The organism is Pseudomonas sp. B14-6 (genome assembly GCF_013260315.1).
In the GTDB taxonomy this organism is placed as follows: Bacteria; Pseudomonadota; Gammaproteobacteria; order Pseudomonadales; family Pseudomonadaceae; genus Aquipseudomonas; species Aquipseudomonas mandelii.
Window position 1 is genome coordinate 1,008,782 of record NZ_CP053929.1, and the last position, 12,825, is coordinate 1,021,606.

The 12,825-nt window shown below is 55.8% G+C and carries 11 protein-coding genes and 2 pseudogenes; 8 read left to right on the plus strand and 5 right to left on the minus strand.

Translation table 11 applies throughout. The features are described from left to right. The first annotated feature begins 259 nt into the window (after positions 1-259). From HP062_RS04580 to HP062_RS04595, 5 genes and pseudogenes are all read left to right on the plus strand, one after another. Complete coding sequence (locus tag HP062_RS04580; protein ID WP_083376764.1) at positions 260-2,275, plus strand: ribonucleoside triphosphate reductase; 2,016 nt, start codon at positions 260-262, stop codon at positions 2,273-2,275. A gap of 32 nt (positions 2,276-2,307) precedes the next feature. After that, positions 2,308-2,475: an anaerobic ribonucleoside-triphosphate reductase gene (gene nrdD / locus HP062_RS04585; protein ID WP_010460242.1), complete on the plus strand. Its 168-nt coding sequence runs from the start codon at positions 2,308-2,310 to the stop codon at positions 2,473-2,475. After that, complete coding sequence (locus HP062_RS04590) at positions 2,472-3,167, plus strand: anaerobic ribonucleoside-triphosphate reductase activating protein (protein WP_172790913.1); 696 nt, start codon at positions 2,472-2,474, stop codon at positions 3,165-3,167. The genes nrdD and HP062_RS04590 overlap by 4 nt, the downstream gene beginning before the upstream one ends. A 162-nt stretch (positions 3,168-3,329) precedes the next feature. After that, positions 3,330-3,740 (plus strand): annotated as a pseudogene (locus tag HP062_RS31405) (MCP four helix bundle domain-containing protein); the annotation flags it as partial. Between the two features lie 3 nt (positions 3,741-3,743). After that, positions 3,744-4,880, plus strand: coding sequence for a methyl-accepting chemotaxis protein (locus HP062_RS04595; RefSeq protein WP_372242836.1), 1,137 nt, complete (start codon positions 3,744-3,746; stop codon positions 4,878-4,880). A 33-nt stretch (positions 4,881-4,913) separates the two neighbouring features. Here HP062_RS04595 and HP062_RS04600 read toward each other — a convergent pair whose 3' ends face one another. The 5 genes from HP062_RS04600 to HP062_RS04620 all read right to left on the minus strand — a co-directional run bounded on the left by HP062_RS04600 (position 4,914) and on the right by HP062_RS04620 (position 8,447). Further along, entirely contained in the window at positions 4,914-6,293 is a 1,380-nt protein-coding gene (locus HP062_RS04600) for a 4Fe-4S binding protein (protein ID WP_172790914.1), read from the minus strand. Further along, the gene (locus tag HP062_RS04605) at positions 6,281-7,135 is read right to left on the minus strand and encodes an FTR1 family protein (protein ID WP_172790915.1); all 855 of its coding nucleotides are present in this window, start codon (positions 7,133-7,135) and stop codon (positions 6,281-6,283) included. The genes HP062_RS04600 and HP062_RS04605 overlap by 13 nt, the downstream gene beginning before the upstream one ends. Positions 7,136-7,157: 22 nt before the next feature. After that, a complete protein-coding gene (locus tag HP062_RS04610) occupies positions 7,158-7,490 on the minus strand; it encodes a cupredoxin domain-containing protein (protein ID WP_077748444.1) in 333 nt (110 codons plus the stop codon). Next, positions 7,491-8,021: an iron transporter gene (locus tag HP062_RS04615; RefSeq protein WP_172790916.1), complete on the minus strand. Its 531-nt coding sequence runs from the start codon at positions 8,019-8,021 to the stop codon at positions 7,491-7,493. An 87-nt stretch (positions 8,022-8,108) separates the two neighbouring features. Then, a complete protein-coding gene (locus tag HP062_RS04620; protein WP_172790917.1) occupies positions 8,109-8,447 on the minus strand; it encodes a hypothetical protein in 339 nt (112 codons plus the stop codon). 157 nt (positions 8,448-8,604) lie between these two features. Between HP062_RS04620 and HP062_RS04625 the strand changes: the two genes are divergently transcribed. From HP062_RS04625 to HP062_RS04635, 3 genes and pseudogenes are all read left to right on the plus strand, one after another. Then, the gene (locus HP062_RS04625) at positions 8,605-8,844 is read left to right on the plus strand and encodes a DUF3079 domain-containing protein (protein ID WP_077748447.1); all 240 of its coding nucleotides are present in this window, start codon (positions 8,605-8,607) and stop codon (positions 8,842-8,844) included. A 382-nt stretch (positions 8,845-9,226) separates the two neighbouring features. Further along, positions 9,227-9,805: a hypothetical protein gene (locus HP062_RS04630; RefSeq protein WP_172790918.1), complete on the plus strand. Its 579-nt coding sequence runs from the start codon at positions 9,227-9,229 to the stop codon at positions 9,803-9,805. 1,458 nt (positions 9,806-11,263) lie between these two features. Further along, positions 11,264-12,597: pseudogene (locus tag HP062_RS04635) on the plus strand (tyrosine-type recombinase/integrase). The last annotated feature ends 228 nt before the right edge of the window (positions 12,598-12,825 follow it).

Genomic DNA, 12,825 nt, shown 5'->3' on the forward strand with positions numbered 1-12,825 from the left:
ATCTGTAAAACACAGCAAATCACTGTGGGAGCGAGCCTGCTCGCGATAGCGGTAGAACAATCGACATCAATGTTGAGCGTGCTGCAGCCATCGCGAGCAGGCTCGCTCCCACATTAGATTTTCTTCTGCCGTCATCGGACGTTCTTTCGCCGGGGAATCTTGATGTCGATCAATTGCAGATCAGCACTTTTTCCGTAGCCTTCACTGCATGTTGTGGTTTTAGATTTTTTTAAGTCTATATGTAGTGTCTGGAGGCCAAATGCAAAGCACGCTGATCGCAGTAGGATGTAACCGCTTGCACAAACGCGATGGCAGTCAGGTCGCCTTCGATGCCGACAAAATCCGTCAGGCATTGATCGCCGCCGGCAAGGCGACGGGGGAGTACGCCGAGGTTGAGGTTGAAGGCTTGCTTAACGCGGTATTGGCCAGGCTCGAAGGTTTGCCAAGACTCCATGTCGAGCAAATCCAGGACCGTGTTGAACGGGTGTTGATGGACGCCGGATATTTCCTCGCCATGCGTGCCTACATCGTCTACCGCGAACAGCACGGGCGCTTGCGCCGCGACCGCCGGACCATGGTCGAGGTGGCGACTTCGATGAACGAATACCTGGACCGTGAAGACTGGCGGGTCCAGGCCAACGCCAATCAGGGGTATTCACTGGGCGGACTGGTGTTGAACGTGTCGGGCAAGGTCACTGCCAACTACTGGCTGGACGAGGTGTACAGCGAGGCCATAGGCCAGGCCCACCGCGAGGCGGATTTGCATGTGCACGACCTCGACATGCTCGCCGGTTACTGCGCCGGCTGGTCGCTGCGCACCCTGTTGCACGAAGGGCTCAACGGTGTGCCGGGGCGTGTTGAAGCCGGTCCGCCAAAGCACTTGAGCAGTGCCTTGGGGCAGATGGTGAATTTTCTCGGCACCCTGCAAAACGAATGGGCCGGTGCCCAGGCGTTCAGCTCGTTCGACACCTATCTGGCGCCCTACGTGCGCAAGGATCAACTGAGTTTTCAGGAAGTACGCCAGGCGATCCAGGAGTTCATCTACAACCTCAACGTACCGTCACGCTGGGGCACGCAGACGCCATTTACCAACCTGACCTTCGACTGGGTGTGCCCCCAGGATTTGCGTGAGCAAATACCCGTCATCGGCGGTGAAGAAATGCCGTTTGCCTATGGTGACCTGCAAGCCGAAATGGAGCTGCTCAACCGCGCTTACATCGAAGTGATGCAGGCCGGCGACGCGAAAGGGCGGGTGTTCACCTTTCCGATCCCGACCTACAACATCACCCATGACTTTCCGTGGGACAGTGAAAACGCCGATCGTCTGTTCGAGATGACCGCGCGGTACGGCCTGCCGTATTTCCAGAACTTCCTCAATTCTGATCTGCAACCCAATCAGGTGCGTTCAATGTGCTGCCGTTTGCAGCTCGATGTGCGCGAGTTGCTCAAGCGTGGCGGCGGCTTGTTCGGCTCAGCGGAACAGACCGGATCGCTTGGCGTTGTCACCATCAACTGCGCACGGCTGGGGTATGTGTTCAAGGGTGATACCAGTGGATTATTGCAGCGCCTGGACACACTGATGGAACTGGCGATGGAAAGCCTGGAGGTCAAGCGCAAGGTGATTCAGCACCACATGGATGCCGGTTTGTACCCGTACACCAAGCGCTACCTCGGAACCCTGCGCAACCATTTCTCGACCATCGGCCTCAACGGCATGCATGAAATGCTGCGCAATTTCACCGGCGACGAGGAGGGCATGCACACCGAGCATGGCCGGCAGTTTGCCCTGAACATGCTCGATCATGTGCGCGCCACGTTGCTGCGTTTTCAAGAGGAAACCGGCCACATGTACAACCTGGAAGCGACGCCGGCCGAGGGCACGACTTACCGCTTCGCCAAGGAAGACCTCAAGCGTTACCCCGGCATTCTCCAGGCTGGCAGCGTGCAAGCGCCGTATTACACCAACTCTTCCCAACTGCCCGTGGGCTACACCGAAGACCCCTTCGAGGCCCTGGAGCTTCAAGACGAACTGCAATGCAAATACACCGGCGGCACCGTCTTGCATCTGTACATGGCCGAGCGGATTTCCTCGACCGAGGCGTGCAAGCAACTGGTGCGCAAAGCGCTTGGCCGCTTCCGCCTGCCGTACCTGACCGTGACCCCGACGTTCTCCATCTGCCCGGTGCACGGCTACCTCGATGGCGAGCATGAGTTCTGCCCCAAATGCGACGAGGTCTTGCTGCTGCAAGAACAGAAGCTCGGCACCGTTCATTGATTTCGATCCACTCAACCGCAAGGAGCTTCACCATGACTGCATCGCAAGCACTGCCCCAGGCTCAACGTCAACGCTGCGAAGTCTGGACCCGGGTGATGGGCTATCACCGCCCTGTGTCAGCGTTCAATCCGGGTAAACAGTCGGAGCACCGTGAGCGGGTGCACTTCACTGAAAGCGCGGCGCTGGCCGGGCGCCAATGAGTCGAACGCTTCGGGTCGGGGGCATGGTGCCCCTGACCACTATCGACTATCCGGGACAGCTCGCCTGCGTGCTGTTTTGCCAGGGTTGCGCCTGGCGTTGTCGTTACTGCCATAACCCGCAGTTGATCCCGCCTCGTGGCACAGACGAAGTGGAATGGCGGCGGGTGCTGGCGTTTCTGCAACGGCGTCAGGACCTGCTCGATGCGGTGGTGTTCAGTGGCGGTGAGCCGACCCTGCAGGACGGTTTGCTCGGCGCCATGGAGGAGGTGCGGGCGATGGGGTTTCGCATTGGTTTGCACAGTGCCGGTATCAAGCCGGCTGCGTTCGCCAAGGCATTGCCTGGCGCTGATTGGGTTGGCTTCGATGTGAAGGCGCTGCCGGAGGATTGCCAGGCGATCACCCGGGTCGAAGGCAGCGGTACCGCCAATTGGCGCAGTCTTGAGCATCTGCTGGCCAGTGGTGTCGATTATGAATGTCGTACCACCGTGCACTGGCATCTGTTTGAACCGGCGCGTCTGCTGATCCTCGCCAAGCGCTTGAGCGAACTCGGCGTCAAGCGTTTCGCCGTGCAACTGGTTCGCACCGAGCGGATGTTCGACCCGTTGCTGCCGAGTATTTCGGCACAAGCCTTGCTACCTGACTTATGGGAAGCCATGCGCGAGCTGTTTCCCGCTTTCGTGTTACGGGGGTAACCGTGGCTGCGAATCAACGTTTAACGGTGACATCCATCATTAGGTTTTCAAATGCGCTGCCAATCGGCAGGTATCAAACAGGGAGCATTTGATATGGCCAAATTAACGACAGCACAACGTATCGTCATCGGCTTTGCCATCGCGCCGTTGGCGCTGATGGGCATGGCGTTTTACGCGTTGCACGATCTGGCAACGCTCAAGGAACAGGCGGTAGTAATCGTCAAGCAGGACTGGCCGAAGATCGATCCGATCATGGTCATCGCCACCGGCGTACGTGATAACGCCAGGAACACCCGGGATCTACTGATCGATAAAGATAATCAGCAGGTGCAGCAGTCAATCGACGCTACCAAGAAACGGATTACCCAGGCACTCGATACGCTTGAACCATTGTTCTATTTGCCAGAGGGCAAAACCGCTTATGCCGCGTTGAAGAAGAATCGTGAAGCCTACGTGGCGGCGTTCACTCAAGTGCAGGTGTTGATCCGGCAAGGGGCTTTCGATGACGCCATGGCACAGCTGAAACAAAAGGTCGTGCCGGCCGAACGCGAGGTTTATGGCAGCCTGGATCAATTGATGGCGCTGCAAGGCAAAATATTCGCCGACAGAGAACAATCAGCGCAGGCGTTGTACAGCGATGCCCGGCGCAATATGCTCGGGTTGTTTTTGTTCTGTGTGGCGCTGGTCATCGCCGCGGCGGTGATCGTCACGCGCAGTGTGACCCGTCCATTGGGCGGCGAGCCGGACGATGCCGCACGGTTTTTAAGTCAGATCGCTCAAGGCGACCTGACGATTCAGGTACCCGTGAACTCAAGTGCCGGCGGCAGCGTGATGATGAACATGCATCAGATGCAGCAAAGTCTGAATGCCATGGTCAGGCACATCGCGATGTCGGTGGACCAGGTGGCCAGTTCCTCCGAAGAGCTGAGTGCGGTCAGCAGCCAGACCAGCAGCAACCTGCAATTGCAAGGGCTGGAGATCGAGCAGGCGGCCACCGCCGTGAACCAGATGACCGCTGCGGTCGATGAAGTGGCGCGCAATGCGGTCAGCACCTCCGAGGCCTCGCGGCAGTCCGAGCAAACCGCGCAACGCGGGCGTGAACAGGTTCAGGAAACCGTGGTTTCAATCGGCGCACTGGCCGATGGGGTCACCGACACCTCACAGCGCATCGAGCAACTGGCGGGCCGGGTGCAGGACATCAGCAAGGTGCTGGACGTGATTCGCAGCATCGCCGAGCAGACCAATTTACTGGCCCTTAACGCGGCCATTGAAGCGGCTCGTGCCGGTGATGCCGGACGCGGTTTTGCCGTGGTCGCCGATGAAGTGCGCGCCCTGGCGCATCGCACTCAAGAGTCCACCCAGGAAATCGAGCAGATGATCGGCAACATTCGTCTCGATACCGGGCATGCGGTGACGGCCATGCAAAGCAGCAGCAACCTGGTGCGGGCCACCCTGGAAGTGGCGCAACGGTCGGGCGATGCATTGGATGAAATCACCCGGTCGATCTCGCAGATCAACGAGCGCAACATGATGATTGCCAGCGCTACGGAGGAGCAGGCATTGGTGGCGCGTGAGGTGGACCGCAATCTGATGGGGATTCGCAACTTGTCAGAGCAGGTCTTGCTGGGTGCCCAACATACTCACACCGCAGGTCACGATTTGGCGCAGATGGCCGGGGCGCTGCACCAGACGGTGGCGCGTTTTAAAGTCTAGGTAATTCGGGTTGGTGGTTGTGGATGAGGGCGCTCAGGACCAGCCCCAGAACTGCAACCACCAGTCGAACCCTACCAAGCCGATGGCGAGTAACAGGCAAGTGCTGCCAGCGCAGCGACGAACCTGGGAAAGGCCTTCGCGGTCCAGCCGTTTCCAACCCAGCAACAGGCTCCAGCCCATCGCAGCCATTAACAGACAAGCCCTGGCCGGTTGTACCCACTCAAGCAGCAGACCTTCATAGCGCAGCAATTTCACCGTTGTGGCCGACAGCCCTAGAAACAATCCCGCACCACCCAAGGGCGTGAGTGTCAGCGCCAGGGGCCAATACAGTGCAGGATCTTGTGCTAGCCGAGCCGTCAGGCGCAGAAGGATCATCAACGCCGTGCCCAACACCATCGAACTCAAACTCAAGTAAGCGACGATGCTGAAACCGTCGAGCCAGCTGAAGCTGTCGTTGAGCTGCGGGTAATGGGTCAGCAGCCACCAGGGCGCGTTGTCCTCAAGGGCCCAGAGTTGGTCGTGCTCGACCAGCCATTGGGCGAGGGTTTGTTTGAGGGCGACGAACCATGGGCTGACCGTCCACTGAAAGGCGCCCATGGCCAGACCGATCACACCGAACAGCAATAGACGCGCGTCCCATGGTGAAAGCGTCTGCGCCGTCGCATGAAGAATCTCTTGGTTGCTGGAGCGCGCGATCAGCTGAACCGCGCCGCGTTGTCCGCTGCAACGTCCGCAGGCATGGCAGTCACTGGCGCCTTGCATACGACGGATATCGAGCAAGGGCGCGCAGTTGGGCGGCGGCAGGCGTGGCGCGGCGTTTTCCATCCAGCGTTGTTCGTCGACCTGAAAATGCACGGGCGCCAGTCGGGCGAGCAGGGCGAAGACGCCACTGACCGGGCACAGGTAACGGCACCAGACCCGCTTGCCTCGGGCGAACAGCAACCCGACGACGACCGCGGCGACGGTCGAACCGCCCAGAATCAACAGCGCCGCCTGGGCGTAGTCATAGACGCTGATCAACTGGCCGTAGAGGGTTGTCAGGCAGAACGCCAGGGTTGGCCAGCCGCCCCAGCGCAACCAGCGCGGTACACCCAAACCTTTGCCGTAATGGCTGGCCCATTCGCTGAGTGAGCCTTCCGGACAGAGAACGCCACACCAGATTCGTCCAAACAGTACGATCGACAGCAACACGAACGGCCACCAAATGCCCCAGAACAAAAACTGCGCGAACAGGGTCAGGTTATCGAGCAGCCGTGCCTGGCTGTCCGGCAGCGGCAACACCGCCGGGATCACCAACAGCAACGCGTAAAACAGTACAACGACCCACTGCACGGCACGGATGACGGGCGCGTGACGACGCATGCCGTCGCCCAGGCGCTGCAGCCATTGATTGCGGCGACTCAGCTCAGGCATGGGACTTTTTCCACAGCACGCTGGCGCAGCCAACCCCCGACGGTCAGCCAATAACCGGCCAGCACCAGTAACGTCATGCCGCTGGGCGTCGCACGATAACCGGCAAAACCGGCAACAAAACCACCCAGTCCATGGCTGTCGCTGAGCAAGGCACTGCTGTCCCAAAGCGCATCACCAACGAGGCTGTACATCACCTCCGGTAAATCCATGGCGAGTAATTGGCCGCCAATTCGCTCGGTACCGCTGACCAGCAACGCCGCGCCGAGTATCAGCAAAACAGCTTCGCTGATGGAAAAGAATCGCTGCCACGAGATGAACCGGCGACTGCTGTGCAGCAAGGCAATGGTCAGCGCCGACAGCACCAATCCCATTGCGCCGCCGACGACAAACAAACTGAGCTGCGGACCTCGCAACTGAGCACCGGAGCCATAGAGAAAGACTACCGTTTCACTGCCTTCGCGGCTGACGGCGAGCAGGGCCAGCAGTAACAGACCCGCGCCACCATGCCGAGCCAGGTGGCTATCAGCGTGTCGTTGCAAATCGTGCTTGAGCGTGCGCCCGTGGCGGTGCATCCAGCCGACCATTTGCACGATCAGCAGGCTGGCCACCAGCGCAAGTGCAGCCTGGAACCATTCACTGGCTGAACCGCTCATGGCCTCACCGGCAAACAGAATCAACACCGCCAGCAGGCCCGAAAGCATCAACCCCAGCACGACGCCTGCCCACAAGTACTTCGCCAGCCGATCACCCTGATGCTGCTGACTGACCCAGGCCTGGAGAATGCCGATCACCAGCAGCGCCTCGACGCTTTCGCGCCAGACAATGAACATTGATTGATACATGAAAACTCCGTGTTTGAACGGGTTATTTCGCGAGGATGCCGCCCTCGGGCAGTTGTGGATTGAACTCGTCGAAGAAGGGGTAGTGGCCGGGCCTGAGCGGGTGAATGACCACGAAGGTTGTCACGCCCGGCGACAGTACTTTTTCAACCCGCAATGGTGTGCTCTCAAATTCGGCTGGGCCTTGGCCGATATTTCTCAGGATGATCTTGAAGCGCTGACCGGCCGGAACCTCCAACAGGGCAGGAGTGAAGTGGCCATCGCGCAGGCTGAGTTCATAGCTGGGTAATTCGGCATAGGCCGTGAACGGCGCCACTGCTCCGGCAAGCATCAGCCAGGCAATCTGCAGGCGCTTCATTCAATAGCCGCCTTTTTTACCAATGCCGGCGTAGATGAACTCGTAGTGCAATTCGCAGCGTTCAAACCAGGGGGCTACGCCGGTTTCCTTATCGGTATGACGGCCAAGGGACCCATGACCGCCGGGTGGCAGGACGGTGAAGGTCAGCTGATATTTGCCTGGGCCGAGCAGCTTTACATTGTCGCCATAGTGCGGCCCGTCATTGGCGACCATGGCGTGGAAATCGCCTTTGAGTTCGTTCTCGCTGCCCTGTTTTTTCAGATTGAACGAGACATTGAGGTAAGGCACGAAACTGCCTTCCTGAAAGCCCTGTCGATTGTCCGCCGTGGCGCGAATGTCGGCTTCCAGATGCACATCGGAATCCGCGGTGGCCCGCATCATTCCAGCAGGTGCCATCTCGATCGGCTGCAAATACACCGCCCCGACTTCCAGCCCAGGACACAACTGTGGTTCACCGATCGGGTATTCCTTAGCGTGAGCCAGCGGTGTGAGCAAGAGCAGGGCAAGCGAATGCGACAAGGGGGTACGCATAATTTCTTCCTGGGCATTGACGAGTAGGAGCCCGAGTCTAGGAAGCTTTGCTGCGAACAATAATGATTGGCATCAAGTTTCGAGCAATTAAACCGATGCCTCATCACGCTGGCGAAATCGCTGGGCGCGCTCGACGGTGTGGGTCATCTGTTCGGCTGCGTGAATGGTCAGCGGATGCTGGGTAAAACCGGGTCTGGGGGATATGTAGGTGGCCATTTCTCGCGCAATGGCGAACTGATGTTCCGAACCATCGGCCAGCAGGGCGATGACCAGGTTTTCCAAGGCAATCACTCGGACACGCAGATGAACCAGTTCAGCGTTGGTCAAGGCGGGCGGGGCGGTAAACGCTTTGTCATCAAGAGATGTTGCAGCATCTTGATCGTCCCAAGTTGATAGGCCGCTTGGGAAAGGATTTTTATTGAGCATGAGAGACGTCTCCAAGTCTGTTAAAGCGTTAGCTTAGCCCCGGGATTGCGAAGGAGGAGAGCGCAGTCATCTGATGTCGATTCTTGATGTGTATCAAGGCTGGCTTTGCGTAAGGGCTATAGGTTGGAAAAACGCCTCCCAATGACCGGAGATCGGCATGGCCAAGAACTTCCCCATCAACCCCAAGCACCCCGAACGGATTTGTTGGGGGTGCGACCGTTATTGTCCGGCGAAGTCCCTGGCCTGCGGCAATGGTTCCGACCGTACGATGCACCCGGCCGAACTTTTCGGCGAGGATTGGAATGTGCCTGGTGACTGGGGCATCGAGAAGCTCATCACTACTGACAAGCCGACAGATGATGTTGCGGACACCTGGACTGGCAGTCGGAGCGAGTAGCGGGTGACAGAAGCAAACAACCAGACAGCTTCATGCTGTTAGTTACCATTTTTTAGGATATTTAGTTCGGATAGCTGGCAGGCTGCTCAAAAAACATCACATCGATCATCGATGAGATTTCGCCACATTAATATAACTAAACTAAATGCCTATTTAGCTTAGTTATAATTATCCGTTATTAATAGGGAAGGGTAGTGCATTAAATGAACTAGGGGTCGTTCTTCCTTGGTCGCTATCTTTCAATCATGTGCGGTATCTTTCAAAGCTTCAAGCAGACACGTGTAATCGGTAACAAGCCAAGTAAATCAAGGGCTCCAGCGTTATGAAGCTTCTGGCTTTGGCTTCTAAGAGCTGAACGAAAACGAGTGAAAAGACTGTTGTAATGACATATTTATCGCCCTGGTTGGTTGAAAGCGCTTATCGCTATTTGAAGGCTGCGAAGCACCTTAGACGTGGCCATGACATGCTGGACATTGCGCAGATCAATGCTGCAATTGGCATGGAAATCCTGCTCAAAAGCTTCGTGTCAAAGCCCAATGGCAACCTTGGCCAGGTTAATGAAACTTACGAACTAGACCTGGTAGCAATAAAAGCTGCGCATGAGCATTTGAAAGCGACAGACAGAATTCCGGCTTATCGGAAAGACAGAGGGCCAAATAAGCACGATCTGCTTACGTTGTTTCACGCGATACCTGAACCGATCAGGCAGCATATTCGGCTTGATCGTCACGAGCATTGGATCGAGAAGGATCGTGAAGTTTTCACCAATGCGCGTTATCGATATGAAGCCGGTGCTCCTGGAGGTTACGACGATATTTTGATCGGTGTCTTGGACGAACTGATTGAGGACGTTGTGCGCTGGTATCGTGAGCTGGGCAGCAAAGATGTGTTCATCGTGTTTTATGGAATGCCGCCGCCGGCGCAGTTGCCGGATTCCGATCAGGAGCCGGACAACCTGTGAGCCTGCCTTAAAATCTGATCACCAGAGCCCCCAGCCCCATATAAGGTGGTACGCATAATGTATATTATGTTAAATGATGTGTCAGAGCGGAACTTCTACCGAAGGTTCTTTCGAGCTACCACTGCGCCAATCGCGGTTTAAGTGGAAAACCCCTTGCTATTCCCCTCAAACCCTTGATTCCCGAGGGCTTGAGCGCATTCAGCATGCCAATGCGACAGGTTTTTTTAACGAAATCAGTGGAAAAATCTGTTAGGTGAAAATTCGTAAACTACTGATTAACAACAGTATTTATTAATTAAGCTCAAATGTAATAGCTCCCTAGCCCAAGGAGAAATTAATGGACTGAGATCCGAAGGTGCGGATCCATGGCTGCCCTGAAACCCACGAAAGACAGGGGTTTCAGCGATTTTTAGGTAATGAGTGGACATTCACACCCTCCGTTTCCTGAGACGAAACAAGTGGACATTCCATGCCAACAGAGCGCTGCCAAGGTCTTTCCGTAGACCTGCTGAAACTCAGCGTCCGCTTGCACACCAGCCCCTAAACCGAAGCCTCTCAAAGCCGCTGCGACTTCCTCAAAGCCCCGTAATACCGGGCCAGCGCCATATCCACCATCGTTCGTGTTGCAATCACGCACTGATGCATGCCTGCTCGCCGCCGCTCCTGAACGACATGATCAACAACACGTAGCTGGATCGTGGCCTCCCTCGATGGCGCCGTTGTTTATTAAAACAATAAGTGGAAATGCCATGTGCTAATCGTAATTAAAACCCGTGAAACCCACGAAAACAGGGCTCTCTTAGGTATTCAACGAAATAAGTGGATGTTCCAGAGGGCGTTTCCATTTAAAGATTTAAATGGAAAAACCATTCGTGCTTTTTCACTCATTTATTGAGATCTGCCTGGACTACGTTGCAGCGCATATCATTCGGTCAATGCAGAGCCTGAAGCATGAATTACACAACAATTGCCACTGACCGTGTGCCGAGAAAAGCCGCTCCAACAAGCCCAACTCCGCTTTAAGCCCACAAACCCCAAAGAAGCAAAAACAGAATTCGCACACTCTGACAATATTAGGTTAAATGATTTTTGGAGTAATTCAGAAAGATCTCAATCCATAATGGTACGGAGAATTAAGCTGGATCTGACAATACATAGTTAAATAAAAAAATCCCGAGCACGACATAAAGAGAAAAAATCCACACAAAGAAATTAGCGGAAAAACCAACAGAGCAATCGCTCTTAGTGCACGCTTCAGGCTTTTGTCAAGTTGAAACTAAAAACTATATCCGCTGAGCAAGGGGAGTTGCAGCGGCGTCTTTCAGGGGCTACCATCGATCAATGTTCATCAGTTCAGATTAGGGAAGATGAAAAATGCAGCCGCCCTGCCCTAACTTCCAGTTACTTCCATTACTGGAAGTTTCCAATCACAGCCAAATCATACGGTAGTGCACCAAGATGTCTACGCAACCAATGCCTATTTTTGAGACCTATGAAATTTTCATTGATATGGACTTTAGTTTGCGTGAACCTAGTATGACTTGCATTCGCCTGTATATTGAAAAGTTTCCCGCGTTAGTGGAGGCCAACAAGGGTTATCTGACGACTCGGGAATTTCTTCGTGCGTTTTCGGACAATAGCCTGACTTTCACTTCTTATAGAACTCATGTCGAGCGGTTGCTGTTATGGGCACTTATCATAAGGCAAAAAGCTTTCTCTCAGCTCAAACGACAAGATGCTGAAGATTATCTGGAATTTTGCCGTAATCCTCCCGCTGAGTGGATAGGCCCAATTGTGCGCGGTCGGTTCGTGACTTGTGACCATACCGAATCAGCGTGGGGTGAGCCCGTCATTCCGAATCCAAAATGGAGACCATTCAGCCTAAAATGTACTAAGGATTCATCGGACGGACTGACACCGGCTCCAGACGATGCCTCCCAGGATATAGAGCTTGGCGCGGCTCCCGGTGTCGTCACGCGATACAAGGCTTCCCAAAGCACCATTAACCAGATTTACACGATTTGCAGCCGTTTCTTTGAGTACATGGTTGAAGACGGAACGGTTGCAGCCAACCTTTCCGGATGATCAAGAAGAAAAGCCTCAACCGTGGAACCCCTCAGGAGGAAGGGACAAACCGTGCTCTGACCCCTTTGCAGTGGGACTATGTGCTGGAAACCGCTGAGCATATGGCCGTTGAGGAGCCCGACCGGCATGAGCGCACATTGTTCATTGTCGCGACCTTGTTCGCTATGTATCTGCGGGTGTCCGACATCGTCGGCAGACCGAACTGGCATCCGGTCATGGGTGATTTCCGACTCGATCCTGAGGGCAACTGGTGGTACCACGTGATCGGGAAAGGTAACAAGGCCGGGAAGGTCGCGGTCAGGGAAGAGTATATTTCCAAGTATCTGACGCGCTACCGGCGTTTTGTTGGGCTGTCTCCGCTGCCTGAGTGGAATGAACAGACGCCTCTGCTCATGACTCTGCGTGGTCGTCCAGGGCTCTCCGGTCGGCAGGTGCGCGCCCTCCTCCAATCGGTATTCGATAACGCGTTGGCGCGGATGCGCGAGGAGGAGCGCGGCGAGCACGAGACGAATAGTCTGCGGGTGGCTTCCGCGCACTGGCTCAGACATACCTCTGCGACGCTCGATGCGCCGCTGCGAAGTCCCAAGGATCTGCAGATGGACTTGCGTCATAGCAGTCTCAGCACAACTCAGGATGTCTACTACCACTCGCACGACCAGGAGCGCAGTCGTTCGGTGCGAGGCATAGGGATGCGCGACAGAGGTTAAAGAAAGTCCCGGATACTCGATCTGATCGATCCCTTTCCGGGCATCGTGACGAAGCTATTTCCCAAACGGCTCCTCATCCGCCTCTCAAAGATTCGTGGCTGCAACTAGGCTGGAGGCCTAAATCAACTGGATAACAGTTACCGGGATCGCGAAAGGCCCGGTGTTCCAGCGGATTGATCGCTGGGGCAATTTGTCAGGCAACGCCATGCAGCCGCATAGCCTGATCCC